Below are 24,768 nucleotides of genomic sequence, written 5' to 3'. Positions count from 1 at the left end.
CCCCGAGCCTCAGGACTCCAGCAGCCGCACCTTCACATCCGCCGGAAACCCGGTGGTCGAGCCGACCCGCCGCGCGAACTCCCCCACCGCGGCCAGCTGCGGGCCGCCGAAGCGGAAGTCGAGCGTGGTGAAGTACTGCTCCAGAATCCGCTCGTCGAAGGCCTCCCAGCGGGCGGCCTGCTCGGCGACCTTGCCGACCTCGTCCAGCGAGAGATCCCGGGACGCCAGGAAGGCCTCGTGCACCTTGCGGGTGACGACCGGCTCCCGCTCCAGATAGTCGCGCCGGGCGGCCCACACGGCGAAGACGAACGGCAGCCCCGTCCACTCCTTCCACAGGGAGCCGAGGTCGTGCACCTGCAGACCGAACTTCGGCCCGTCGAACAGATTGGCCCGAAGCGCCGCGTCACCGATGAGTACGGCGGCCTCGGCTTCCTGCATCATCAGGCTGAGGTCGGGCGGGCAGGTGTAGTACGACGGCTGGACGCCCACGCTCTCGGCCAGCAGCAACTGCGCGAGCCGAACGGATGTACGAGAGGTCGAGCCGAGGGCGACCTTGGCGCCGTCCAGCTGGTCCAGCGGGACCTGCGAGACGATCACACAGGACATCACCGGACCGTCGCAGCCGACAGCGATGTCAGGGAAGGCGACCAGCTCGTCCGCGTGCTTGAGGAACTCGACGAGGGTGATGGGCCCGATGTCGAGGTCGCCCCGCACGAGCTTCTCGCTGAGCTTCTCCGGGGTGTCCTTGGTGAGCTCGAAGTCGAGAAGCGTGCCCGTTCTTGCGAGCCCCCAGTAGAGGGGCAGGCAGTTCAGGAACTGGATGTGGCCGACGCGCGGCCGGTTGCGTGAATTGTCCACATCGCGAGGCTAGCCCCCATGGGGTACGGTGCAGACTTCAGGGTCCGAAGTGGTTCTGGAAAACACTCCGACCGCTCGTGTCAACCCTCACGACACGACTTTGTCACCTCTTGTGACATCACCTCGTCAACCCGCACCCCGGCAGGGTCAAACATCCGGGTGACGTGATCTTGCCCTCTATTGCTTTCGGCTGCCCGGATGCTAAGCTCGCCGCAAGTTGCAGTTTGGTTTCCCTTGCAGTACAGAGCCTGCGGAGCATGTGACCGCGGGCTCTCGTCGTTTTCAGACGTATGCAGTTGTTTACACAATCGCAGGTTCTGGAGCAGGGCAACCCTTTGGGCCCAAGGAGGGCTTATGGCTACCGGAACCGTGAAGTGGTTCAACGCCGAAAAGGGCTTTGGTTTCATCGCCCAGGAAGGCGGCGGCCCGGACGTCTTCGTCCACTACTCCGCGATCAACGCGAGCGGTTTCCGCTCTCTCGAAGAGAACCAGTCGGTTTCCTTCGACGTCACGCAGGGTCCGAAGGGCCCGCAGGCGGAGAACGTCACCCCGATCTAAGCCTGCGGGCTCCATGAGCCTCATGTCTTGATCCGGAACGGATAGCAGTACCCAAGGAGCCCCGCGCCAGCCGGTCGCGGGGCTCCTGCCTTTTGTCCCGACCGCGTCGTTTCATTCCCTTTCCCCCGGCGGTGCCGTTTCGTCCCCGGGGTCTGGCGCGGGTTGAACAGCCACCTCTCCGGCACCGTATGTGCCTGTGTGGATCAGCCGGGAAAGCGCACCCCGGCTGTAGCGGACATCCGTACGCATTACGTCTGTACGCATTACGTCTGTACGCATTACATCCGTATGCATTGCATCCGTATGTATTGCATCCGTACGCATGACGAGCGAGCAATGCCGATCCTGCACACACCATGAGGTGATCCCAGATGGTCAGTCGATCCAGCGCACCCACCCCCCACCGAAAGCGCCGCGGCAGACTCTGGTTGATCGGAGCCGTCACTGCCGGCCTGGTCTCGGCGGCGGTCGCCGGTGGTGTCGCCCTGGCCACCGACGACCCACCCTCCGCGGCCTCCTCGACGACCGAGGCGCCGGTACGGACCCTGGCCTCCTCACCGGCCGAGGCGCCCGCACGAACCCTTGCCTTCCCCGAGGCCACCGGTGAGCAGGCGGTCGCCGAGACCCAGCAGGTGTCCGGCACCTTCGACGGCGAACTTCAGCGGTTCGTCGGAACCGGGGCCCTCGGCGGTGGAGACCAGGAGGAGGGGCAGGATCCGATCTTCGAGCTGGCCGACGGCGCGGTGCTGAAGAACGTCATCCTCGGCGCCCCGGCAGCCGACGGCGTGCACTGCCTGGGCAGTTGCACCCTGGACAACGTGTTCTGGGAGGACGTCGGCGAGGACGCCGCGACCTTCCTCGGCGAATCGGAGGACGCGACCTACCTGGTGACCGGCGGCGGAGCCACCAAGGCCGAGGACAAGGTGTTCCAGTTCAACGGCAACGGCACGCTCACCGTCCGCGGCTTCGAGGTGTCGGACTTCGGAAAGCTCGCCCGCACCTGCGGCAACTGCAGCGAGCAGTTCCAGCGCGACATCGTGCTGGAGGACGTGACCGCGACCGCACCCGGCAGCGAACTGGCCGGCATCAACAGCAATCTGGGCGACACCGCACGCCTGTCCAACATCACGATCGTCGGCGACGCCGAACGAGAGATCGTCCCTTGCCAGAAGTTCGAGGGCGTCACCGAAGGCGAACCGACCGAACTCGGTTCCGACGCTGACGGCACGAACTGCGTCTTCGCCGAGTCCGACATCACCTTCCAGTAAGCCAGCAGGCCAGGAGGTGAGGTGAAGCCCCGGTGTATCCCGCACCGGGGCTCAACCGGGGTTCAACCGATGACGCGCCAGCGGTTCGCTGGTTCGCCAATTCGCCGATTCGCCAGTTCGCCCAACACAAAAATCCCGCCCGATCAATCAGATCGGACGGGATCTTGTCAACCATTCCTGAGCTGACTCAAGAACAGTCGTTGCGGTGGACCTGAGGGGATTTGAACCCCTGGCCCCCTCGATGCGAACGAGGTGCGCTACCGGACTGCGCCACAGGCCCTTGCAACGAGTGAAACTCTAGCATCCCCGTCCCGCTGCTTGGAAATCCGTTCCTGGCTGGTCAGCCGGGGGTCCCGAGCGGGGTGGTCAGCGGGTGGTCATTCGTTGGCCGCACGCGGCCGCCCTCCCTCGTCGTACTGGTCGAACAGCGGGGTGCGACCGCGCTCGCGGGCGCGCCGGGCGGACGCGGCGCGCCGGGCGTCGCTGCGACCGTCGTCCGCGACCTCGCCCTCCTCGTCGGCATCGGGCCCCTCCTCGTCGGCAAGGTCCGCCTCCGGCTCGCTCGGCTCGACGGCACTGGAGCGCGCGGAACTCCACGCGTCCGGCGCCCCCAGGTCGACGCTGGAGGTGGCCCGGGGCGCGACCGGCGCGGTCACGTACGTCGGCAGCGGAACCGGCACCGGGTCCCAGCTGTCACCCCGGCCGGGGCCCTGCTGCCGCTCGCGCTGCTGGTCGACCCACTCGGCGTGGTCGGTCTGCTCGACGAGGGCGCGGCGGTCGGCCGCGAGCGCGGACAGCCCGGGGTCGGTCTCCGGCTCGGGGCCGTCGTCCGGCTCGTCGGCGCCCGGATCGAGGGTCGGCCGCCGGCGCGGCTGCCGCTCCCGCAGCCGCTGCGCCGCGGCCTCGGCCCGGCGCCGGTCCATGGTGTACGTGAAGCGCCGTCGCTCCTGGGCGCGCAGATAGACGATGTACGAGCTCAGCATCACGGCGGGCACGCCGGGCGCCCACAGGAAGGCGAGCCCCCCGACGGCCGCCACGATCGCACCGAACGTGAAGGCCAGGAAGAGCATCACGGTCGTACGCCGTCGGCGCGCGAGCACCTTCGAGCGCTGGGCGCGCGCCGCGGCCTCCGCCGCGGAAGCCCCCCGCGGAGCCGGAACCTGCGAGCCCGCGGACCTACCCGACGACTTGGGCCCGGGTTTGGACACGGACCTGGGCGCGGACTTGGCCGACTGCTGCGGCACCGGCTCGGCGCCTCTCGAAGAGTCGACGGAGGAACCGGCCGAAGACCCCATGGGGGAACCGGCAGGAGAACCGATCGGCGAACCCGCCGAAGAACCTGTCGGGGAACCCGCCGAGTAGCCCTGCTGCGCGCCCTGCCGGGCCGCGGCCTGCGACGCCTGCTGTGGCTCCGGCTGAGCGGGGGGCGGGAGTTGGGCCTTGGTCTGCTGCCGGACCGGAGGCATGGCGAAGGCCCGGACGTCCACCGAATCGGTGACGCCGTCCGGATCGGCGCTGTGCTCCCCCTCTTCGGCGGAGCGCGCCCGCAGGTCCTTGGCGTACCGGCGCTCCATTCCCGCCCGTCCGGACAGCAGCCGGATGGCGGTGCTGAAGCGTTCCGTCGGACGGGCTTCGTTCAGCTCGTCCTGCCTACGGAGCCACATCGGCACCAAGTAGGCGGCCCAGGCCCCGACGATGACTGCGTAGATGAGGCCGCTGCTGCTCACGCCTCACACGGTAGAGGGGTTTGCATGAGGCCATCTGCCAATTGGGCCGGTGTGTCGCACGATCTGGCTGATATTTCGAGCTTTTTTTGTGACCGACGCGATCAGCGGGCCACCGGGACCGCGAATTTAATGCCTCGAGATGCCACCGAGATGCACCCAAGACGCTCCGAGGTGATCACCATCTCGATCATTTTCGAACATCTATTTCATTTACTGGCGTTGTCGGGCTTGCTCGGGTTCTGCGACCCAGCCCGCTCCGACCCAGTCCGCTCCGACCCTGCCTGATCGGCGCGTGTCCGCTCCGATCGTGCCCGCCGCCACCGTCCGAGCAACCCGTCCGGCACCTCTTCGGCGGTGAGCGCGAAGACGAGATGGTCCCGCCAGGCGCCGTCGATGTGAAGATAACGTGGACGCAGCCCTTCCTCGCGGAATCCGAGTTTCTCCACGACCCGGCGGCTGGGCCCGTTCTCCGGGCGAATACAGACCTCGATGCGGTGCAGTCCGACCGCGCGGAAGCAGTGGTCGGTCGCCAGCGCCACGGCCGTCGGCATCACTCCGCGGCCCGCCACCGACTGGTCCACCCAGTAGCCGATGTGCCCGGAACACATGGATCCCCAGGTGATCCCGGCGACCGTCAGCTGTCCGACCAGCCGCCCCTGGTACTCGATCACGAAGGGCAGCATCCGGCCCGCGTTGGCCTCGGCGCGCAGGTGCCGGACCATCTGGCGGTAGGTCGGCCGGTGCGCGATGGGGCCGCTGGGGGTGGGCGGCGGGATCGTCGCCTCCCAGGGCCGCAGCCAGTCCCGGTTGCGCCGGTTCACCTCACGCCAGGCCCGCTGATCGCGCACCTTTATGGGCCGGAGGACGACGTCGCCGTCCACCAGTTCGACGGGCCAGGCTGGGCTGTTCAGCTCGCACCCCCACTGCCGCTGGGTCTGGGGTGATCGCCGCCGCGGATCTGGTCGACGGCGTGGATCAGGAGGGGCTCCAGGACGGCCAGACCGTCCCTCACCCCGCCGGTGGAACCCGGCAGGTTGACGATCAACGTCCGTCCCGCGACTCCGGCGAGCCCCCGGGACAGCGCCGCCGTCGGCACCTTCTCTCTTCCGAACGCCCTGATGGCCTCGGGAATGCCCGGCACCTCGTGATCGAGCACGCGCCGCGTCGCTTCCGGGGTCCGGTCGGTGGGCGAGATCCCCGTACCACCCGTCGTCACGATGACGTCGTACCCGGCCTCGACGCCCGTGCGCAGCGCCGCCTCGACGGGGTCGCCGTCGGGGACGACCCGCGGGCCGTCGACCGTGAAGCCGCACACCGTGAGCCCCTGGGCGATCAAGGGCCCGCCCCTGTCCTCGTAAACCCCCGCGGCGGCCCTGTTGGAGGCGGTGATCACCAGTGCGCGATAGGACGACGGCGTCATGCCCGGCTCCAGTCGCCCGACTTTCCGCCCGTCTTCTCCTCGACGCGTACGTCCGTGATGACCGCTCCCTTGTCGACCGCCTTGACCATGTCGATCACGGTGAGGGCCGCCACGCTGACCGCGGTGAGGGCTTCCATCTCGACGCCCGTGCGGTCGGTGGTCTTCACGGTGGCCAGGATCTCGACGGCGTCGTCCGCGACCGACAGATCAATCTTGACACCCGACACCGACAACGGGTGGCAGAGCGGGATCAGGTCCGGCGTGCGCTTGGCGCCCATGATGCCCGCGATGCGCGCGGTGGCCAGGGCGTCACCCTTGGGGACCCCCTCGCCGCGCAGCAGCTCGACCACTCGGGGAGAGACCAGGACTCGGCCGCTGGCGCGGGCGGTGCGCGCGGTCACATCCTTGCCCGATACATCGACCATGCGGGCGGCGCCCGCCTCGTCGATATGGGTCAGTCGGTCCTGCGCGGAGGGTCCGGGGGTCTCCCCCCGGGATGGAACGGTCATGTGCTGCGGCGCTCCCGGTCGGGCCTGTTGTGCGCGACACGCTACCGCCAACCGGGGGTGCTCAGCCGAGCAGGACCACCTCCACCTCGGTGCCGGGCTCCACCGAGGTGGTGTCCTCGGGGACGACGATCAGCGCGTCGGCCTGTGCGAGGGCGGCGACCAGGTGGGATCCCGCGCCGCCGACCGGCGTCACCTTTCCGTCGGCGTACCTCCCCCGAAGGAACTGCCTGCGGCCCGCCGGCGAGGTCAGTGCCTTGCCCGTCTCCAGGATCGCGCGGGTCGTGGGCCGGTGGACGTCGTCCAGCCCCATCAGGGTGCGGATCGCGGGGCGGACGAACAACTCGAAGGAGACGTACGACGACACGGGGTTGCCCGGGAGCGCGAGCAGCGGGGTGTGCTCGGGGCCGATGGAGCCGAAGCCCTGCGGCTTGCCGGGCTGCATGGCGAGCTTGCGGAACTCGATGCCGCTGCCCGGCTCGTCCTCGTCGCCCACGGAGGACAGGGCTTCCTTGACGACGTCGTACGCGCCGACGCTCACGCCGCCCGTCGTGACCAGCAGGTCCGCGCGGATGAGCTGGTCCTCGATGGTGGAGCGGAGTGTCTCGGCGTCGTCGGAGACCGCGCCCACGCGGTAGGCGATGGCTCCGGCGTCGCGGGCGGCTGCGCAGAGGGCGAAGCTGTTGGAGTCGTAGATCTGGCCGCTACCGAGCGGCTCGTCGGGCTGGACCAGTTCGCTACCGGTGGACATGACGACCACGCGCGGGCGCGGACGCACGCGCACGGTGCCGCGGCCGATCGCGGCGAGCAGGCCGATCTGCGGCGGGCCGAGGATGGTGCCCGCTTCGAGGGCGCGGTCGCCGGCCTTCACATCGCTGCCCTTCGCGCGCACGTGCGCGCGTGCCTCGGCCGGACGGTGCACGTGCACCTGGCCGGCGGCACCCTCGGGAGCGGCGCTGTGGGCGCGCATCCCCGAGACCGGCCCCTCGCCCAGGCCGCCGTCGGTCCACTCCACCGGGACGACGGCCTCGGCGCCGGGCGGCAGCGGGGCGCCGGTCATGATGCGGGCGGCCTGACCGGGGCCCACGGAGGGCTGCTCGGCCTGGCCGGCCGCGACATCGCCGACGACCGTGAGGACGGCCGGGTACTCCTCGCTCGCGCCCGCGACATCGGCGACCCGGACCGCGTACCCGTCCATCGAGCTGTTGTCGAACGGCGGCAGTGAGACCGGCACCGTGACGTCCTCGACCAGGACGCAGCCCTGGGCGTCGAGGAGTTGCAGCTCGATGGGTTCGAGCGGGCGGACGGTCGCGAGGATGTCCTCCAGGTGCTCGGTCACCGACCAGAGGTGGTCCTGGCCGGTGACGCGGGTCGCGGCGCTGCTCAAATCGCTACATCTCCTCGGCTGCGTAACTGCGAAGCCAGGTCCGGAAGTCCGGGCCCAGGTCTTCACGTTCGCATGCGAGTCTGACAATGGCACGCAGGTAGTCGCCCCGGTCGCCGGTGTCATAGCGGCGACCCTTGAAGACGACGCCGTGGATGGGGCCGCCGACCTTCTCGTCCGCGGCGAGCTGCTGGAGAGCGTCGGTGAGCTGGATCTCGCCACCACGGCCCGGCTCCGTCTTGCGCAGGATGTCGAAGATGCGCGGGTCGAGGACGTAGCGTCCGATGATCGCGTAGTTGCTGGGCGCGTCCGCCGGGTCCGGCTTCTCGACCAGGCCCGTCACCTTGACCAGGTCGCCCTCGTCGGTGGCCTCGACGGCGGCGGAGCCGTAGAGGTGGATCTGCTCGGGCTCGACCTCCATGAGCGCGATGACGCTGCCGCCGTACTGCTCCTGGACCTGGACCATGCGGGCCAGCAGGGGGTCGCGCGGGTCGATCAGGTCGTCGCCGAGGAGCACTGCGAAGGGCTCGTTGCCGACGTGCGGGGCAGCGCACAGCACGGCGTGACCGAGACCCTTGGGGTCGCCCTGGCGCACGTAGTGCATGGTGGCGAGGTCGCTGGACTCCTGGACCTTGGCAAGGCGGTTGGCGTCGCCCTTCTTCTGGAGGGCCGATTCGAGCTCGTAGTTACGGTCGAAGTGGTCCTCGAGGGGGCGCTTGTTACGGCCCGTGATCATCAGGACGTCGTCGAGACCCGCCGACACAGCCTCTTCGACCACGTACTGGATCGCCGGCTTGTCCACGACCGGCAGCATTTCCTTGGGAGTGGCTTTAGTGGCCGGCAGGAACCGGGTACCGAGGCCCGCTGCGGGAATGACAGCCTTGCTGATCCTGGGGTGCGACTCAGTCATGGCGGTAACCATATCCGGTCGCTATGAGCGGAATCTGTCATTCCCGTTAAATAGCTCTCATATGACCGCATAAGCAACGACACGGGAGCGACTTGTGGGCCACGCCGGACGTGAAGCAGAGCCTGACAAACGAATGTTGCGGCGCGGAATCCTCTCGGTGAGAAGCAGGTTGACGCCCGGTGACCTGCGGGAAACCGCCACGGCCCTCGCCGTGCGCGCCCTAGAACTGCCCGAGCTGGCGCACGCGCGCACGGTGGCGGCGTACGTATCCGTCGGGAGCGAGCCGGGAACCCTCGCGCTCCTGGACACACTCCGCGCGCGGGGCGTACGGGTACTGCTGCCCGTCCTGATGGCGGACAACGACTTGAACTGGGGCGTGTACGTCGGAGAAGGTTCCCTCGCGCGCGTCCAACACGCCGGAAAGATGGCCCTCTTGGAGCCCGTGGGCGAGCGGCTCGGCCCCGAGGCGGTCCAGGAGGCCGACGCCGTCCTGCTGCCCGGTCTGGCGGTGGACCGGCGTGGGATGCGCCTCGGCCGCGGCGGCGGCTCGTACGACCGCGTACTGGCCCGTCTGGAGCGCGCGGGGGCCGATCCCGCACTGGTGGTGCTCCTGTACGACGCGGAGGTCGCCGAGCGCGTTCCCGAGGAGCCGCACGACCACCCGGTGCACGCGGTGGTGACGCCCTCGGGAGTACGGCGGTTCCGCTGACGGGCCCGGGTGTGTGAAAGGGCCCTCCACGCGCGCGTGGAGGGCCCTTTCACATGTCGCCGTCAGTGGCTCACGGCTCCAGCACCAGCGTGTCGCTCGTGCTGTCGTCGACCGCCTTCTTCGAGAAGGACCACGACAGCAGTTCACCCTTCGCCCATTTGTCCGTCTGGTCGGTGTAGTGGGCGCTGTAAGCGTGCCCGGAGGCTCCGGAGAGGTTGATCCACTTGGACTTGTCGAGGTCGTCGAGGTTGACCACCATCCGCATGGAGGGCACCCAGACCACCTCGTAGCCGCCCGCGGCGTTCCAGCCGGTCGCGTTGACCGTCGCCTCGCCGCCGCTGAGCTTCCAGGGACCGCGGTTGAGCATGTACTGCAGGACGTCGGGACCGCTGGTGCCCAGGGTCTGGTTCTTCAGGAACAGGCGGTGCAGCCGGCCCCAGCTCCAGGTGTCCATGTCCTTGCCGAGCTTGGCGGTCAGCTCCCAGCGGGCGTCCTTCATGGCCCGTGCGAACAGCTCGTCACGGGTGTCGGTCGCCCTGTCGAGGCGCGTCTTGGGCGCCTTCCACCAGTCGTTGTCCTCATCTTCGATGATCTTGCGGATCACCTCGAACCAGCGGTCGCCGCCGTCCGGTTGCGCCTGGTCCGCGTCGCGCTGACCGCATTCGCGCACCGACTGGTCCTCGTCCACCGGACCCGTGGTGTCGACCGGGTCGACGTACAGACACTGGCCCTTGACCCGCAGTTCCTTGGGCAGCTTGTTGCCGAAGGCGAGCTTGAGGATGTTGCGCCAGGTCGCGTTGAAGTACGCGGCCGCCGCGGAGTCGGCGTCCTGGGTGTAGTCCCAGCCCTCGAGCAGCTTCTGCGCCTCGCGGACGTTCTTGTCGGCGACGTCGAGCTTGAGCAGCCTGGGCACGATCAGCTTCGCGATCTCGCTGCTGTTGTCGAGCTGCATCTGCCGCATGTCATCGGTCGAGATCTTGCCGTCGCCCTTGATCTTCGACTCGATCAGGTCGGCGATCCGCTGGCTGCGGGCGCCGTAGCCCCAGTCCGTGGTGAGCGTGTAGGGGTACTTGTCCTGGTCGACGACGGCCTGGTTGGCGGTGACGATGTAGCCGCGCTCCGGGTTGTACTCGTAGGGCAGCTCGGCCTGCTTGATGTAACCGGTCCACGCGTACTTGGAGTCCCAGCCGGGCGCCGGGAGCGAGCCGTCGTAGCCGCCCCCGCGGGTCGGGATCCTGCCGGGCAGCTGGTAGCCGATGTTGTTCTTGGTGTCGGCGTAGATCAGGTTCTGCGAGGGCACGTCGAAGGAGACGGACGCCTCACGGAACTCGGTCCAGTTCGACGCCTTGTCCATCTCGAAGACGGCGTCCATGGAGTTGCCCGGTTCCAGGGCGGTCCAGCGCAGCGAGATGCCGTAGCCGTCGCCGCGGTCGGGCGCCGCGGTGTCGACGGTGGCCTTCTTGCCGACCTTGACCAGTTCGTCGTCGCGGTCGGACAGCAGGGGTCCGTTGTTGGTCTCGCGGACGACGATGGTCTTGCTCCCGCCGCCCGCGATCTTGATCGTTTCCCTGCGGCTGGTGAAGGGCAGCACCTTGCCGTCGTACTGGTAGCCGTCGCCGGTGATCTTCTCCAGGTAGAGGTCGGTGACGTCGACCCCGGAGTTGGTCATGCCCCAGGAGATGTCCGCGTTGTGGCCGATTATGACGCCGGGCATGCCCGCGAAGGTGTAGCCCGAGACGTCGTACTGGCACTTGGCGGAGACGGTGGTGCAGTGCAGGCCCATCTGGTACCAGACCGAGGGCAGCGAGGCCGAGAGGTGCGGGTCGTTGGCCAGCAGCGGCTTGCCGGTGATGGTGTGGGCACCGCCGACGACCCACGAGTTGGAGCCGATGCCGTTGCCGTTCACACCGACGGCCGTGGGCACGTCGTCGAGGACGTCGTAGAGCCCCGAGAGCTGGCTCTGCAGGTCGGAGGGCGCCGTGGTGTCGCCCGCGAGCCCGGTGCCCGCCGTGGACGCGGACTCCGTCGTGCCGGTCGTGCCGCTGTCCTGGACGTACGACCCCGTGACGCTGTCGTACTCGCCCTCCTGGACGATCGTCGCGTTTCGGCTGTACGGGTACTCCGGGTGCAGGTCGTCGATCTGCTTCGGGCCGAGGCGGCTGGTCATCAGGGAGCGGTCGATCTCGTCCTGCATATTGCCGCGCAGGTCCCAGGCCATCGCCTTGAGCCAGGCCACGGAGTCGACCGGGGTCCACTCCTCGGGCGTGTAGTCGTTGCTGAAACCAAGGGCCGCGTACTCCAGCGAGATGTCCTCGCCTTCCTTGCCCTTCAGGTAGGCGTTGACTCCCTTGGCGTACGCCTGGAGGTACTTCTTCGTGGAGGCCGACAGCTTCGTGTCGTACTCCTTCTTGGCGACCCGGTCCCAGCCCAGCGTGCGCAGGAATTCGTCGTCCTTGACCTGGCCCTTGCCGAACATCTCGGACAGCCGGCCCGAGGTCATGTGCCGGCGCACATCCATCTCGTAGAACCGGTCCTGCGCCTGGACGAAGCCCTGCGCCATGAACAGGTCCTCGTCGAACGAGGCGTAGACCTGGGGGATCCCGTAGCTGTCCCGCTTGACCTCCACGGACCCCGAGAGCCCGTCGAGCGTGAGGGAACCCTCGGTCTGCGGGAAGGAGGCTCGGACGGTGCTGACGCCCCAGTAGCCGCCGAAGGCGACGCCTCCGATCACAGCAAGAACCAGGACGATAAGGACCAGTCGGGCTTTGCGCCCCTTCTTCCTGCCGGACTTGCCGGGTTTCTGGCCGGAAGATGCGGTGGTGTTCGGGGGCATCGCTGTCCTTGCTGTCCTAACGCGAGCGGCAGGCGGTCCTGGAGTGCTGGAGCAACCATAGGCGCAGGGCCCACCGCGCCTTGACGCGGAGTCGGGTACCCGGATGGCCCAGCGCTCGATCTTGGCCTGAGGAGCGTCAAGAAAGCGTCAAGAGTTAGGTAAGGTAACGAAGTACTTGGACTTATGTACTCACCTCCGGCGTTCGGATCGACGTGATCGACTCGATCCACGTGATTCATGTGATCCATGTGATCCACGTGTGTGATCCATGTATTCGGATCCGACGTCCGGATTGGCAAGAAGGGAACAGCCGCTGACTGTCCACCACCTCAACCAGCTCCTCCTCGTCTGCTCGCTCGTTCTGCTCGTCGCGGTGGCAGCGGTTCGTATCTCCTCGCGCAGCGGGTTCCCCAGCCTGCTCGTCTACCTGGGCATCGGCATCGCCATGGGCCAGGACGGGCTCGGCAACATCCACTTCGACAACGCCGAGATGACGCAGGTCATCGGGTACGCGGCCCTGGTCGTGATCCTGGCCGAGGGCGGTCTCGGCACGAAGTGGAAGGAGATCAAGCCGGCACTTCCGGCCGCCACGTCACTGGCGCTGGTCGGCATCGCGGTGAGTGTCGGGGTGACGGCCACGGGCGCCCACTATCTGATCGGTCTGGAGTGGCGGCAGGCGCTCATCATCGGTGCGGTGGTGTCCTCGACGGACGCGGCGGCGGTCTTCTCGGTGCTGCGGAAAGTGCCCCTCCCCGCGCGCGTGACGGGAGTCCTGGAGGCAGAATCGGGCTTCAACGACGCTCCGGTGGTCATCCTGGTCGTCGCGTTCAGCACGGCGGGCCCGGTCGAGCACTGGTACGCGCTGCTCGGCGAGATAACCCTGGAGCTGGCCATCGGCGCCGCCATCGGCCTCGCGGTCGGCTGGCTCGGCGGGCTCGGGCTGCGGCATGTGGCGCTGCCGGCCTCCGGCCTCTACCCGATCGCCGTGATGGCGATCGCGGTCATGGCGTACGCGGCCGGAGCGCTCGCCCACGGCAGCGGATTCCTCGCCGTGTATCTGGCGTCGATGGTGCTCGGCAACGCGAAGCTGCCGCACTGGCCCGCCACCCGCGGCTTCGCCGACGGACTCGGCTGGATCGCCCAGATCGGCATGTTCGTCCTGCTCGGCCTGCTGGTCACGCCGCACGAGATGGGCGACGACATCTGGCCCGCGATCGTCATCGGCCTGGTGCTGACCATGGTCGCGCGGCCCCTGAGCGTCGTGGTCGGCCTCCTGCCGTTCCGTGTGCCGTGGCCGGAGCAGGTGCTGATGTCCTGGGCGGGGCTGCGCGGCGCCGTGCCCATCATCCTGGCGACCATCCCGATGGTGAGCGGTGTCGCGGAGAGCCGCCGGATCTTCAACATCGTCTTCGTCCTGGTCGTCGTCTACACCCTCGTCCAGGGACCCACGCTGCCCTGGCTGGCCCGGAAACTGCGGCTGGGCGAGGGCGCGGGCGCCGCCGACCTGGGCATCGAGTCGGCGCCCCTGGAGCGGCTGCGCGGCCATCTGCTGTCCGTCGCGATCCCGAAGGGATCGCGCATGCACGGCGTCGAGGTGGCCGAGCTGCGGCTGCCCGCGGGCGCCGCCGTCACGCTCGTCGTGCGCGACGGGAAGTCTTTCGTGCCCCTGCCCACGACCGTCCTGCGGCGCTACGACGAGCTGCTCGTGGTGGCCACCGATCCGGTCCGTGACGCCGCGGAACAGCGGCTCCGCGCGGTCGGCCAGGGCGGCAAGCTGGCGGGCTGGCTGGGGACGGCGGGCAACGACACCGGACCGGAAACCGGGACCGGAACCGACCGCTAAGGGCAGATATACATTCGCAGGCGGACGATGCCATGGTGCCCGCTTTCACAGGCACTCACCCCTCCACCCCTGTACGATGAAGGCATACCTTGATCGAACCAACTCTGTCTGACGCAGAGCTGGCGCGACCGTATGGCGGCCACGATGCCCTCGCAGGGCGGCGTGGCATCTACCGCAGTTCCGCGCAAGAGGACAGCTCTCGGCGCCCCCGGCAGGGCGTGTGAGCCGAAGGAGTGCGCCGGTATCGAGAGGGTGAGCGCGCGGAGGCCCGAAGGGCTGAGCACGGTCGCCCCCTCGACACCGGCTGCAGCACTCCGGAGGCGAACGCGCCCGATGAAAGGGGCCGCGCTACCAGGCGGCAGAAAGGCACGGGCCGTGGCATCCACGGTCACCTCCCGCCCGGGATACGGACAGCTGCTGCGCACCCGCGGCGCCTGGACGTTCCTGCTTCCCGGCTTCGCCGCACGCCAGCCGTTCGCGATGCTGACCATCTCCCTCGTTCTCCTCGTCCAGCACACCACCGGCTCGTACGGCGCCGCCGGCGCCGTCGCCGCCGTCACCGGTGTCTCCATGGCGCTGTTCGCCCCCCTCACCGGCCGTCTCGCCGACCGCTACGGGCAGCGCGCCGTCCTGCTGCCCGGCGTGCTGGCCCACACTCTGTCCGGCGTCTCCTTGACGGCGCTCGCGCTGATGGACGCCCCCCTGTGGGCCCTTTTCGTCGCCGCCGTGCCGACCGGTGCCTCGGTGCCGCAGATCGGGCCCATGGTGCGCGCTCGCTGGGGCGTAAAGCTCCAGGACTCGCCCCTGATGACCACCGCGGCGGCCTTCGAGTCCGTGACGGACGAGCTGACCTTCGTGTTCGGCCCGCTGGTGGCGACCGCCCTGTGCACCACCGTGGACCCGGCCGCGGGCCTGCTGACCGAGGCGGCGCTGACCCTGGTCGGCGGTCTCCTCTTCGCCGCACAGAAGAGCACCCAGCCCGCTGTCGTTTTCGACGGGCACGCGCGCGTGGAGCACGGTTCCGCGCTGCGGGTCCCCGGGGTGCGCGTCCTGATCGTGACCTTCCTGGGCATCGGCTCGGTCTTCGGCGGCATGCAGGTCTCGCTCGCCGCGTTCAGCGAGTCGATCGGCGAGCCCGGCCTGAACGGCGTCCTGTACGGCGTCTTCGCCGCGGGCAACATGCTCTCCGGCGTCGTCTGCGGCGCCATCGCCTGGAAGGTGGCCCCGCAGCGGCGCCTCGTCATCGGATACGCCGCCCTCGCACTCACCGCGTCGGGGCTGTGGGCCGCCCACTCCGTGGTCGTGCTCGCCGGAATCGGACTTCTGGTGGGCATGTGCATCGCTCCGGCCCTGATCACCGGCTACACGCTGGTCGAGGGGCTGGTGCCGACGGGCGCTCGTACCGAGGCCTTCACCTGGCTGACCGGCGCCGTCGCGCTCGGCCAGGCGGCCGCCGTCACGGTCGCCGGACAGTTGGAGGACCGCCTCTGGGACGGCGCCGGATTCCTGGTGCCCATGGCCGGTACGGCACTGGCTCTGGTGACCCTGGTGGCGCTGCGGTCACGGCTGGATTCGCAGCCCCCCGGCCGCACCGTCGCACGTGGCGTCGGTCACCGAGTGCCGGTGACAGTGGACTGATCTCTCGGAATAGGTCAGTATGGATCGTCGTTAGCACTCACTGAGTGAGAGTGCCAGGAGGAAGACAAGTGCCGACCTACCAATACCAGTGCACCGAGTGCGGCGAGGGCCTCGAGGCGGTGCAGAAGTTCACCGACGATGCCCTGACCGAGTGCCCCAACTGCGGAGGCCGCCTGAAGAAGGTGTTCTCGGCCGTCGGCATTGTCTTCAAGGGCTCCGGCTTCTACCGCAACGACAGCCGCGGCTCCTCGTCGAGCAGCTCGTCGGCGTCGGCCAAGCCGTCGACCTCTTCGTCTTCGTCGTCGACGACCTCGTCGTCCTCCTCGGACTCGAAGTCGTCGAGCTCCAGCTCGTCGGGCACCGGCTCGTCCAGCACCGGCTCGTCCAGCAGCAGCTCGGCCGCATAAGGCTTCCCGCGAGGACCCTGCCGTCGTACGACGGCAGGGCCTTCGGCGTTTGCGGGGCCAGCTAATGTGCTCGTCATGGCGAACGCAGAGATCGGTGTCATCGGCGGCTCAGGCTTCTACTCCTTCCTCGACGACGTGACCGAGATCCAGGTGGACACCCCTTACGGGCCGCCCAGCGACTCCCTGTTCCTCGGCGAGATCGCCGGGCGGCGGGTCGCCTTCCTCCCCCGCCACGGCCGCGGCCACCATCTGCCACCGCACCGCATCAACTACCGGGCCAACCTGTGGGCGCTGCGCTCCGTCGGCGCGCGCCAGATCCTCGGGCCCTGCGCGGTGGGCGGACTACGACCCGAGTACGGGCCGGGGACACTCCTCGTACCGGACCAGTTGGTCGACCGTACGAAGGCGCGGCCGCAGACGTACTTCGACGGACTGCCGCTGCCGGACGCCACCGTGCCCAACGTGGTGCACGTGTCGCTGGCCGACCCCTACTGCCCCATCGGCCGCAAGGCCGCCCTCGCGGCGGCGCGCGGACGGGACTGGGAGCCTGTGGACGGCGGCACGCTCGTGGTGATCGAAGGGCCCCGGTTCTCCACCCGCGCCGAATCGTTGTGGCACCAGGCGCAGGGCTGGTCCGTGGTGGGCATGACCGGCCACCCCGAGGCCGCACTCGCGCGTGAACTCGAGCTCTGCTACACCTCGTTGACCCTGGTCACCGACCTCGACGCGGGCGCGGAGCACGGCACGGGCGTCTCTCACGACGAGGTACTGAAGGTGTTCGCGGCGAACGTGGACCGGCTGCGGGATGTGCTGTTCGACGCGGTGGCAGGGCTGCCGGCGAACGGAACGCGGGACTGTCTGTGCACGACGGCGCTGGGTGGGATGGACCCGGGGTTCGAGCTGCCGTGACGGCCGCCCGCACGAGGCGGAACCTCCACGAGTCTTCGTGAACGTCCATGAACCTCCCGTTCGGGTGAGGCAGTTGTCCACAACTCGTGAGTAGTCCACGGGCTTCAGCGGGATCCGCCGCGACGCCTCATCGTGGGATCGCAAGCCGGTCCCTCGTCGCAGGTGGTGGTCCCCATGGCACATCTCTCCCCTCTCGTACGTCCGCATGGCACGGATCCTGTACGCCCACCCGGCGTGGACGCTCCTCCGACCTGCGAGGTGCCGCAGTTCGCCCCGGTGCGTGTGCGCGGCGGGCGGTACGGGCTGCGGCGCCTCACCCGGCACAAACGGCGGGCCGTGGCCGCGGGACTCGCGGTCACGGCGGCTGCCCTCGTGGCGGCGGGCCCTCATGACGCCGAGCGGGCGCGGGGGCATCCGGCGACCGCATCCCCCTCCGCGTCCTCCGTCACCTCCTCTTCCTCTTCCGCCTCCTCCCCTTCTTCCCTCTTACGTGGGCGGCGCGGGGTCGAGATGGTGGCGGCTCCGGTGCGGATCGCCGACGCGGCCACGGTGCGGCTGCTCGGGCCGGGCGACCGGGTCGACGTGGTCGCGGCGGACGGCGGAGGTGAGGGGCGCGTGGTCGCGGCCGGGGCGCGAGTGACCGAGGTGCCGGACTTCGACACCATCGAGACCGGGGCGCTGGTCGTGCTCTCGGTGCCGCGGCCCACGGCGGCACGGCTGGCCGGCGTCGGCACGACCGCACGGCTGGCGGTGACGCTGTGCTGAGTATCGAATCGGTGTCAAGTCGCCCGTCACAGGTACCGAATTGGGCAGCCGCGGCACGCCCTGCCGTAGGTTGCGGAGCTGTTTGTTCCGCAACTTGTACAGAGGGGCCCCTTGGTGAGCGAGAAGAAGATACCCGGCGTCTGGGACGGCTTCAAGGCCTTTCTGACGCGGGGCAACGTCGTCGATCTGGCCGTCGCGGTGGTCATCGGCGCGGCCTTCACCAACATCGTCAACTCGGTGGTGAAGGGCATCATCAACCCGCTGGTGGGCGCGATCGGCACGAAGAACCTCGACAGCTACAGCTCATGCCTCAAGGCGCCTTGCACCGGCAGTGGGGACACCGCGACGGGCGTCCGGATCCTGTGGGGCTCGGTGCTGGGCGCCACGCTCAGCTTTGTGATCACCGCAGCCGTCGTCTACTTCCTGATGGTTCTGCCGATGTCCAAGTATCTGGCGCGGCAGGCGGCCCGCCAGAAGGCGAAGGAGGGCACGCACGAGGTCATCGAGGTGACCGAGCTGGAGGTGCTGAAGGAGATCCGCGACGCCCTGGTCGCACAGCGCGGTTCGGGACACAGCCAAGACTGACGGCGCGGCTCCGGGCGGGGGCTCAGAGTCTCCGGCCCAGGGCCCAGCGGCTCCGCCGGGCCGGGGCTCAGAGGTGGTGCGGGGGCTTCTCGTCGAGGAAGCGCTTCAGGTCGGCCGCGCTGTCACCGTCGCCGGCGGCCTGCTCGCCCCACCCCCGGTCCGTGTCGTCGGAGGACTGCTGGCTCAGCGGGTCGTCGAAGTCCAACGCCGATTTCCGGACGGCCGGGGACACCCCGCGGGGCGACGCGGTGCGTGGTTCGGGGGCGGGGCCGGTAGTCATGCCTCCAGGGTACGTCGAGGGGGTGGCGCCCCATCCCGGACCAGCTGCGGGTCCCGGTCCTCGGCCTGGGCAACCGAGGCCCTTATCTGCTGTGCTTGGCCCTATGACCTCCGGTTCCTCATCCGCATCCAATTCAACACCGCAGCCTCCCCCGCACAGGCGGCCCCTGCGCAAAATGACCGCGCGGGGGCGGGCGGAGACGCACCGGGTCGCGTCGCCGCTGGAGCTCTTCTTCGACCTGTGCTTCGTCGTGGCCATCGCCCAGGCCGGCGCCCAGCTGGTGCACGCGATGGCCGAGGGACACGCCGGCGAGGGCATCCTCAACTACGCGATGGTCTTCTTCTCCATCTGGTGGGCGTGGATGAACTTCACCTGGTTCTCCTCGGCCTACGACAACGACGACGTGCTCTTCAGGTTCGTGACGCTGGTACAGATCGCCGGTGTCCTGGTCCTCGCCGCAGGGGTGTCCCAGGCGTTCGACAACCACAACTTCCTGACCGTCTGGCTCGGCTACGTGATCATGAGATTCGCGTTGATCTCGCAGTGGCTGCGGGTGGCACGGTCCACCCAGGGCGCCGAGAGAACCATGGCGCTGCGGTACGCGGGCGGGGTCACGCTGTGCCTGATCGGCTGGCTGGGGGTGCTGATCCTGCCGGAGTCCGGCCGTCCCTGGTTGTTCCTGGTGATGGTGCTGGTCGAGTTGTGCGTCCCGGTGTACGCGGAGAAGGACACCGCCACACCCTGGCATCCACATCACATCTCCGAGCGGTTCGGACTGTTCACGATCATCGTGCTGGGCGAGACGATCGCCGCGGCCACGGTCGCCGTGAAGTCGGGCGTGGACGAGCACGAAGCACTGGGCGATCTGCTGCCGATCGCGGCGGGCGGACTGCTGATCGTCTTCTCCGCGTGGTGGATCTACTTCGCGGTACCCATCCACGGGCATCTGCGTTCCAGCAGGCAGGCGTTCGTGTGGGGCTACGGCCACTACCTGATCTTCGCGTCGGCGGCCGCGATCGGCGCGGGTCTGGAGGTCGCGGTCGAGCAGGCGGTCGGCAAGGCGCACATCTCGACGCTCTCCGCGTCCGCGTCGGTGACACTGCCGACTGCGCTGTTCCTCCTCACCGTCTGGGGGTTGCACGCGCGCTACTTCAAGGTGGGCATCGCGGAGCAAGTCGTGCTGCCGACGTCCGCGTTGCTGATCATCCTGTGCACCTTCCTGGGTGACTGGGCGGTGCCCACCGCGGGCATCATGGCGGCGCTGACGGTGGCGGTCGGGCTGACCATGACGGCGTACAGGGGCGCACGGCAGGAGGAGAGGGCTGTGTAGGGGCGAGGCACTGGGGTGTGGAGCTGCTGCCACTGAAGCGCACTCAAGGGTGCTCCAGTGAGCGGGAGCGAGTGCGGGCCGACCGCGAAGCCGGACTCGTGCACGTCGCGCGCGGCGGCAAGCAACTGGCCCGCACCCGCCACCATCTCGACGCCGCACAGCTCACCGAGGCGCACTGGCGCCGACGCTGGGAGGCGGAGCGCTGGTTTCTCTCCGCCGACGGCGAGTCGGGGAAGCGCTACGGCAACGAGACCATCCGCGTCACGCCGGAGGGCGAGGTGAGCATCAAGCTCCCCGCACCCCTGGCGCATCTGGCGAACGCCCCGCACGGCCGGTACGTCCTCGCCTGCCGCGTCACGTTCGGGCACCGGGGCACCGAGTGGGCCGACCGCGTCGAGGCCAACCGGGCGATCGCCTACCGCATCCACCTGGACGTGGACCGGGACCGCTGGTACCTGACCGCGTCCTGGCAGATCCCGCCCACCCCCACCATCCCTCTGGCCGCCGCGCTCGCCCAGGGCGTGATCGGTGTCGACATGAACGCCGACCACCTCGCCGCCCGGCGCCTGGATGTCCACGGCAACCCGACCGGCACCCCGCGCCGCTTCCTCTACGACCTGTCCGGCACCCGCCATCACCGCGACGCCCAGGTCCGCCACGCCCTGACCCGGCTGCTGCACTGGGCCCGGGCCTGCGGCGTGAAGGCCATCGCCATCGAGGACCTGGACTTCGGCGCGGAGAAGACCCGCGAGAAACACGGACGCAAAAAGCGGTTCCGCCAGCTCATCTCCGGCATGCCCACCGGCAGGCTCCGCGCCCGGCTGACCTCGATGGCCGACCACACCGGCATCGCGATCATCGCTGTGGACCCGGCCTACACCAGCCGCTGGGGCGCCCGGCACTGGCAAAAGCCCCTCACCAGCAACAACCGCAAGACCACTCGCCACGACGCGGCCGCCGTGGCAATCGGAAGGCGCGCCCAGGGACACCCGATCCGGCGACGGACGGCACCGCCCCCTGCTCACCGGAGCGATGAGCAGGGGCATCGGACCGTCCAGGCCCGACCGGGGGCTCTTGGGCGTGAGGGAACCCGCCCCCGCATTCCCGGACCACGGACACGATCCGTCGGGCCCGGACGCGGAACGAACGCGGGCAACCAGAACGCCCAACACCGTTCGGGGCGTTCGGCTGAGCACGAGTCCTGGCAACAGGACTCACTCCCGCTCAGTCTCTAGGAACGGTTCGTGACACGGGAAGCGCCGGGCCGAAACACTGGGTCCATGACAGTTGACGCTCTGACGGATGTGGCGGGCCTGCGCGTGGGACACGCGACGTGTACGGGGGGCGGTTGGCTCACCGGCACCACGGTCGTGCTCGCGCCTCCTGGTGGCGCCGTCGCGGCCGTGGATGTGCGGGGCGGCGGGCCCGGCACCAAGGAGACCGACGCGCTCGACCCGCGCAACCTGGTGCAGAAGGTCGAGGCGGTCGTGCTGACCGGTGGCAGCGCGTACGGGCTGGACTCGGCCTCCGGCGTGATGGGCTGGCTGGAGGAGCGCGGACGCGGGGTGCGCGTGGACGCCGATCCGGCGCACGTCGTGCCGGTCGTGCCCGCCGCCTGCGTCTTCGACCTGGGCCGCGGCGGCGACTTCCGGGCGAGGCCGGACGCGTCCACCGGCAGGACCGCGGTCGAGGCGGCCGGCGCGAGCGAGGAGGGTGCCCCGGTGCCGGAGGGGTGCGTCGGCGCGGGGACCGGGGCAGCGGTCGGGCAGATCAAGGGCGGGGTCGGGACGGCGAGCGTCGTGCTCGACTCGGGGATCACGGTGGCCGCGCTGGTGGTGGCCAACGCGGCGGGTTCGGCGATGGATCCGGAGACGGGGGTGTTGTACGGGGAGTTGCTGCGAGGCGGACGTACGGCGTATCCCGCGTCCGAGGTCCACGAGGCGGCCCGGCGGCGGCTGGCCGAGGCGGCGGCGAAGAGCGGGCCTCCCCCGCTGAACACCACGCTCGCCGTCGTCGCCACCGACGCCGACCTCACACGCGCGCAGGCGCACAAGCTGGCGGGCACGGCACACGACGGGATCGCGCGCGCGGTGCGGCCGGTGCATCTGCTCAACGATGGGGACACGGTGTTCGCGCTGGCCACGGGTGCCAGGCCGCTCGCCGAGCATCCCCTCGCGCTCAATGAGGTCCTCGCGGCGGGCGCGGACCTGGTGACACGGGCGATCGTCCGGGCGGTGCGGGCGGCCGCACCGGTGGACGGGCCGGGTGGGGTGTGGCCGTCGTACGGGGAGCTGTACGGGGAGCAGAAGGGGGAGTTGTAGGGGGCCCGAGTACTTCACGTCGTCCGCTGACAACTGAGATTGAGGGATTGTCCCGGTTCTGTCACGTGATGGTGTTCTGCGCGGGTGGAGGGAACCCGTTCCGCTGCCGCTCGCTCTTTCTCCACGTACTGGAGCGGATCACGCACATCACAAGAAACCGGAGCAGCCCGTGACAACGCCGAACTCGACAGCGTGGCGCGCACTCGGGGCCTGTGCCGCCCTGATGGTCGGCGCCCTCACCCTCACCGCCTGCGGTGGCGACGCCAGCGCCGACAACAAGGGCAGCAAGGACGGCGGGAACGGAAAGAGCTCGGCCAACACGTCCACGGCGAAGATCGTCATCTCGGCCAAGGACGGTTCGACGGGCGCGTCCATCAACGCGACCGGGGTGCGGGTCAGCGACGGCAGGCTGACCGACGTGAAGATGACGGTCTCGGGGACCGGGGCGGCGGTGACGGGGGCGATATCGGCGAACGGCAGCAGTTGGAAGCCGAAGGAGCAGTTGGAGCGCGGGACGAAGTATCAGATCTCGGCCACCGCCAAGGACACGAACGGGCGCACGGCCGCCGCCAACTCCATCTTCACGACGGTCTCTTCGGACAACAGCTTCATCGGCACGTACACGCCCGACAACGGCACCACGGTCGGCGTCGGGATGCCGGTGTCGTTCACCTTCGACAAGGTGATCAGCAACCAGAAGGCCGTGCAGTCGCACATCACGGTCACCTCCAGCAGTGGTCAGCAGGTGGTCGGGCACTGGTTCGGGACGCAGCGGCTCGACTTCCGGCCCGAGGCGTACTGGAAGGCCGGTTCCAAGGTCACGATGAAGATCGACCTGGACGGCGTCGAGGGCGCGAACGGCGTCTACGGGGTGCAGGACAAGACGGTCACCTTCACCATCGGCCGGTCCCAGGTCTCCACGGTCGACGTCAACACGCAGACCATGACGGTGGCGCGGGACGGCAAGACCCTCAAGACGGTGCCGATCTCGGCGGGCAGCCCGGAGCACACCACGTACAACGGGCAGATGGTGATCTCCGAGAAGTTCACGCAGACCCGGATGAACGGCTCGACGGTGGGCTACGGCGGCGAGTACGACATCCCGGACGTGCCGCACGCGATGCGACTGACCTCGTCGGGGACGTTCATCCACGGCAACTACTGGTACAACAAGGGCAATCCGCCCTTCGGTCGCCAGGGCACCAGTCACGGGTGCGTGGGGCTGGCGGATGTGCAGGGCGCGCAGGGGGACACGACCGCCAAGTGGTTCTACGACAACTCTCTCGTCGGGGACGTCGTGACGGTCAAGAACTCGCCCGACAAGACGGTCGCGCCGGACAACGGGCTGAACGGCTGGAACATGTCGTGGAGCGCGTGGACCGCCGGAAGTGCCGTCTGACGAGGGCCTGTTGACGTCTCGGCGGGCCGTGTGGGAACTTGCCGCGCGGCCCGCTCGTTTTGCCTCCGTACGTTTTCTCGGTTCGCGGACATGATGTCCGACCGAGGGGCTACGGTATGCACCCACAAGGTGACATGCAGCAACGCCGGGAGAAGCCTTGAGCGTTCCGTACGAGACAGCAGCGTACGAACAACCCGAGTCGCCCGAGTCTCCGGAGGAGCACCTCGCGCGACTCCTCGGCCGTGCCCTGAACTCCTTCGACTTGCCCGACGAGACGGTACGGCGACTCGACTGCGCCCTGGCGCAGGACAGTTCGCTGCACTCCGCGCACCACAGCGCGGGGCTGCACCGCGAGACGTACCGGCACACCTGGCTGCTCGCCGACGGCTCCGCGGTCACCCTGTGGGAGCTCGTGCACAACACGGCGCCGGGCCGTGAGCCGCAGCACGAGGTGTACGCCGACGAGGAGGAGCTGCGCGCCGCCACCGCCCGGCTGCCGCTGCCGCCGGACGCGCCGGACTTCGAACTGCCCGTGACGGTCCAGTTGGCGCCGGTCCCCGAGTCGCGCCACGCCTACGTGCCCGACGACTCGGCGGACCACGCGCGCCGTCTGCTGCGGCGGGCGGAGAACGCGGACCGGCCGGGGGCCGATCTCTCGACGCTGCTGCTGCGCACCGCTTTCGCGCACCAGATCACACAGGCTTTCGGCCGCCCCTGCCGAGCGGGCCAAGTGGGGCTGTGCTTCTCCCTCTACGAGCACGCGTTCCTGCTCCGTGACGGCCAGGAGATCTCCCTGTGGGAGGTCGAGCACACGGCGACGCCGGACGGACGCCACATGTGCGAGGTCTATCCGACGGAGCACGCGGCACGCGAGGCGATGGAACGGCGGGCGGCACGGCTGGCCTAGGGCCTGTCGTTTGGATCACGCCGCGGACGCGGGGTCTGGCTCGCCCAGCGGTGCTCGCTCGGCCGGAGGAGCACGGCTCGCCCAGCGGCGGGCGGCTCCGCGGGCGGCACGGCTCGCCTAGGGCCTGTCGTTTGGATCACGCCGCGGACGCGGGGTCTGGCTCGCCCAGCGGTGCTCGCTCGGCCGGAGGAGCACGGCTCGCCCAGCGGCG

22 protein-coding genes, 1 tRNA gene and 1 pseudogene are annotated in these 24,768 nt (G+C 69.3%); 14 read left to right on the top strand and 10 right to left on the bottom strand.

Annotated elements, in window-relative coordinates; all coding sequences use genetic code 11:
• Nucleotides 1-9 precede the first annotated feature (9 nt).
• Nucleotides 10-858, bottom strand: coding sequence for a menaquinone biosynthesis protein (locus AB0D57_RS00235; protein ID WP_362065155.1), 849 nt, complete (start codon nucleotides 856-858; stop codon nucleotides 10-12).
• Between the two features lie 354 nt (nucleotides 859-1,212).
• Between AB0D57_RS00235 and AB0D57_RS00230 the strand changes: the two genes are divergently transcribed.
• Together AB0D57_RS00230 and AB0D57_RS00225 are read left to right on the top strand one after the other, a co-directional pair.
• Nucleotides 1,213-1,416, top strand: a complete 204-nt coding sequence (locus AB0D57_RS00230; protein WP_028805073.1) for a cold-shock protein — start codon at nucleotides 1,213-1,215, stop codon at nucleotides 1,414-1,416.
• 371 nt (nucleotides 1,417-1,787) lie between these two features.
• Nucleotides 1,788-2,684 carry a pectate lyase gene (locus tag AB0D57_RS00225; protein ID WP_362065151.1) on the top strand — a complete coding sequence of 299 codons (897 nt, stop codon included), beginning with the start codon at nucleotides 1,788-1,790 and terminating at the stop codon, nucleotides 2,682-2,684.
• 206 nt (nucleotides 2,685-2,890) lie between these two features.
• On the opposite strand, the gene AB0D57_RS00220 is transcribed toward AB0D57_RS00225, so the two are convergent.
• The 7 genes from AB0D57_RS00220 to galU form a co-directional block, all read right to left on the bottom strand.
• Nucleotides 2,891-2,964 (bottom strand) — tRNA-Ala (locus tag AB0D57_RS00220).
• A gap of 97 nt (nucleotides 2,965-3,061) precedes the next feature.
• Complete coding sequence (gene glpR / locus AB0D57_RS00215; RefSeq protein ID WP_362065147.1) at nucleotides 3,062-4,411, bottom strand: gephyrin-like molybdotransferase receptor GlpR; 1,350 nt, start codon at nucleotides 4,409-4,411, stop codon at nucleotides 3,062-3,064.
• A 206-nt stretch (nucleotides 4,412-4,617) separates the two neighbouring features.
• Nucleotides 4,618-5,295 carry a GNAT family protein gene (locus AB0D57_RS00210; RefSeq protein ID WP_362065673.1) on the bottom strand — a complete coding sequence of 226 codons (678 nt, stop codon included), beginning with the start codon at nucleotides 5,293-5,295 and terminating at the stop codon, nucleotides 4,618-4,620.
• Between the two features lie 23 nt (nucleotides 5,296-5,318).
• Nucleotides 5,319-5,831: a MogA/MoaB family molybdenum cofactor biosynthesis protein gene (locus tag AB0D57_RS00205; protein ID WP_362065144.1), complete on the bottom strand. Its 513-nt coding sequence runs from the start codon at nucleotides 5,829-5,831 to the stop codon at nucleotides 5,319-5,321.
• Complete coding sequence (moaC, locus tag AB0D57_RS00200) at nucleotides 5,828-6,340, bottom strand: cyclic pyranopterin monophosphate synthase MoaC (RefSeq protein ID WP_362065141.1); 513 nt, start codon at nucleotides 6,338-6,340, stop codon at nucleotides 5,828-5,830. The genes AB0D57_RS00205 and moaC overlap by 4 nt, the downstream gene beginning before the upstream one ends.
• Before the next feature lie 61 nt (nucleotides 6,341-6,401).
• Nucleotides 6,402-7,724: a gephyrin-like molybdotransferase Glp gene (glp, locus tag AB0D57_RS00195; protein WP_362065138.1), complete on the bottom strand. Its 1,323-nt coding sequence runs from the start codon at nucleotides 7,722-7,724 to the stop codon at nucleotides 6,402-6,404.
• A 4-nt stretch (nucleotides 7,725-7,728) separates the two neighbouring features.
• On the bottom strand, nucleotides 7,729-8,631 hold the full coding sequence (gene galU, locus AB0D57_RS00190; protein ID WP_362065135.1) for a UTP--glucose-1-phosphate uridylyltransferase GalU: 903 nt from the start codon (nucleotides 8,629-8,631) through the stop codon (nucleotides 7,729-7,731).
• A 133-nt stretch (nucleotides 8,632-8,764) separates the two neighbouring features.
• Between galU and AB0D57_RS00185 the strand changes: the two genes are divergently transcribed.
• Nucleotides 8,765-9,340 carry a 5-formyltetrahydrofolate cyclo-ligase gene (locus tag AB0D57_RS00185; protein ID WP_362065132.1) on the top strand — a complete coding sequence of 192 codons (576 nt, stop codon included), beginning with the start codon at nucleotides 8,765-8,767 and terminating at the stop codon, nucleotides 9,338-9,340.
• Between the two features lie 70 nt (nucleotides 9,341-9,410).
• On the opposite strand, the gene AB0D57_RS00180 is transcribed toward AB0D57_RS00185, so the two are convergent.
• Entirely contained in the window at nucleotides 9,411-12,173 is a 2,763-nt protein-coding gene (locus AB0D57_RS00180; RefSeq protein WP_362065129.1) for a penicillin acylase family protein, read from the bottom strand.
• A 268-nt stretch (nucleotides 12,174-12,441) separates the two neighbouring features.
• Between AB0D57_RS00180 and AB0D57_RS00175 the strand changes: the two genes are divergently transcribed.
• The 6 genes from AB0D57_RS00175 (at nucleotide 12,442) to mscL (ending at nucleotide 18,320) form a co-directional block, all read left to right on the top strand.
• A complete protein-coding gene (locus tag AB0D57_RS00175; protein WP_362065126.1) occupies nucleotides 12,442-14,016 on the top strand; it encodes a potassium/proton antiporter in 1,575 nt (524 codons plus the stop codon).
• 375 nt (nucleotides 14,017-14,391) lie between these two features.
• Nucleotides 14,392-15,654 carry an MFS transporter gene (locus AB0D57_RS00170; protein WP_362065123.1) on the top strand — a complete coding sequence of 421 codons (1,263 nt, stop codon included), beginning with the start codon at nucleotides 14,392-14,394 and terminating at the stop codon, nucleotides 15,652-15,654.
• Between the two features lie 68 nt (nucleotides 15,655-15,722).
• Nucleotides 15,723-16,061 carry an FmdB family zinc ribbon protein gene (locus tag AB0D57_RS00165; RefSeq protein ID WP_362065120.1) on the top strand — a complete coding sequence of 113 codons (339 nt, stop codon included), beginning with the start codon at nucleotides 15,723-15,725 and terminating at the stop codon, nucleotides 16,059-16,061.
• Nucleotides 16,062-16,136: 75 nt separating this feature from the next.
• The gene (locus AB0D57_RS00160) at nucleotides 16,137-16,970 is read left to right on the top strand and encodes an S-methyl-5'-thioadenosine phosphorylase (RefSeq protein WP_362065117.1); all 834 of its coding nucleotides are present in this window, start codon (nucleotides 16,137-16,139) and stop codon (nucleotides 16,968-16,970) included.
• 174 nt (nucleotides 16,971-17,144) lie between these two features.
• Nucleotides 17,145-17,735 carry a hypothetical protein gene (locus AB0D57_RS00155; RefSeq protein WP_362065114.1) on the top strand — a complete coding sequence of 197 codons (591 nt, stop codon included), beginning with the start codon at nucleotides 17,145-17,147 and terminating at the stop codon, nucleotides 17,733-17,735.
• A 114-nt stretch (nucleotides 17,736-17,849) separates the two neighbouring features.
• Nucleotides 17,850-18,320, top strand: coding sequence for a large conductance mechanosensitive channel protein MscL (mscL, locus tag AB0D57_RS00150; RefSeq protein ID WP_362065111.1), 471 nt, complete (start codon nucleotides 17,850-17,852; stop codon nucleotides 18,318-18,320).
• 67 nt (nucleotides 18,321-18,387) lie between these two features.
• Here the strand turns inward: mscL and AB0D57_RS00145 are convergent, their stop codons facing one another.
• Nucleotides 18,388-18,600, bottom strand: coding sequence for a hypothetical protein (locus AB0D57_RS00145; protein ID WP_362065108.1), 213 nt, complete (start codon nucleotides 18,598-18,600; stop codon nucleotides 18,388-18,390).
• Between the two features lie 103 nt (nucleotides 18,601-18,703).
• Here AB0D57_RS00145 and AB0D57_RS00140 point away from each other — a divergent pair, with 103 nt between their 5' ends.
• The 5 genes and pseudogenes from AB0D57_RS00140 (at nucleotide 18,704) to AB0D57_RS00120 (ending at nucleotide 24,557) form a co-directional block, all read left to right on the top strand.
• Nucleotides 18,704-19,930, top strand: a complete 1,227-nt coding sequence (locus AB0D57_RS00140; RefSeq protein WP_362065105.1) for a low temperature requirement protein A — start codon at nucleotides 18,704-18,706, stop codon at nucleotides 19,928-19,930.
• A gap of 68 nt (nucleotides 19,931-19,998) precedes the next feature.
• Nucleotides 19,999-21,165, top strand: a pseudogene (locus tag AB0D57_RS00135) (IS200/IS605 family accessory protein TnpB-related protein); the annotation flags it as partial.
• A 45-nt stretch (nucleotides 21,166-21,210) separates the two neighbouring features.
• Entirely contained in the window at nucleotides 21,211-22,251 is a 1,041-nt protein-coding gene (locus tag AB0D57_RS00130; RefSeq protein ID WP_362065102.1) for a P1 family peptidase, read from the top strand.
• A gap of 169 nt (nucleotides 22,252-22,420) precedes the next feature.
• Nucleotides 22,421-23,650, top strand: coding sequence for an Ig-like domain-containing protein (locus AB0D57_RS00125; RefSeq protein WP_362065099.1), 1,230 nt, complete (start codon nucleotides 22,421-22,423; stop codon nucleotides 23,648-23,650).
• Nucleotides 23,651-23,807: 157 nt separating this feature from the next.
• On the top strand, nucleotides 23,808-24,557 hold the full coding sequence (locus AB0D57_RS00120) for a DUF6227 family protein (RefSeq protein WP_362065096.1): 750 nt from the start codon (nucleotides 23,808-23,810) through the stop codon (nucleotides 24,555-24,557).
• The last annotated feature ends 211 nt before the right edge of the window (nucleotides 24,558-24,768 follow it).

Source organism: Streptomyces sp. NPDC048275 (assembly GCF_040652275.1).
Taxonomy (GTDB): domain Bacteria; phylum Actinomycetota; class Actinomycetes; order Streptomycetales; family Streptomycetaceae; genus Streptomyces.
The sequence above is the reverse complement of the archived record's forward strand: the minus strand, read 5'-3'. Positions and strand labels throughout refer to the sequence as shown.

Coding starts and splice junctions, on each gene's coding strand:
- AB0D57_RS00230 (WP_028805073.1), top strand. CDS start 1,213: ATGGCTACCGGAACCGTGAAGTGGTTCAACGCCGAAAAGGGCTTTGGT.
- AB0D57_RS00225 (WP_362065151.1), top strand. CDS start 1,788: ATGGTCAGTCGATCCAGCGCACCCACCCCCCACCGAAAGCGCCGCGGC.
- AB0D57_RS00205 (WP_362065144.1), bottom strand. CDS start 5,831: ATGACGCCGTCGTCCTATCGCGCACTGGTGATCACCGCCTCCAACAGG.
- moaC (WP_362065141.1), bottom strand. CDS start 6,340: ATGACCGTTCCATCCCGGGGGGAGACCCCCGGACCCTCCGCGCAGGAC.
- galU (WP_362065135.1), bottom strand. CDS start 8,631: ATGACTGAGTCGCACCCCAGGATCAGCAAGGCTGTCATTCCCGCAGCG.
- AB0D57_RS00185 (WP_362065132.1), top strand. CDS start 8,765: ATGTTGCGGCGCGGAATCCTCTCGGTGAGAAGCAGGTTGACGCCCGGT.
- AB0D57_RS00180 (WP_362065129.1), bottom strand. CDS start 12,173: ATGCCCCCGAACACCACCGCATCTTCCGGCCAGAAACCCGGCAAGTCC.
- AB0D57_RS00175 (WP_362065126.1), top strand. CDS start 12,442: ATGTATTCGGATCCGACGTCCGGATTGGCAAGAAGGGAACAGCCGCTG.
- AB0D57_RS00160 (WP_362065117.1), top strand. CDS start 16,137: ATGGCGAACGCAGAGATCGGTGTCATCGGCGGCTCAGGCTTCTACTCC.
- AB0D57_RS00155 (WP_362065114.1), top strand. CDS start 17,145: ATGGCACATCTCTCCCCTCTCGTACGTCCGCATGGCACGGATCCTGTA.
- AB0D57_RS00145 (WP_362065108.1), bottom strand. CDS start 18,600: ATGACTACCGGCCCCGCCCCCGAACCACGCACCGCGTCGCCCCGCGGG.
- AB0D57_RS00140 (WP_362065105.1), top strand. CDS start 18,704: ATGACCTCCGGTTCCTCATCCGCATCCAATTCAACACCGCAGCCTCCC.
- AB0D57_RS00130 (WP_362065102.1), top strand. CDS start 21,211: ATGACAGTTGACGCTCTGACGGATGTGGCGGGCCTGCGCGTGGGACAC.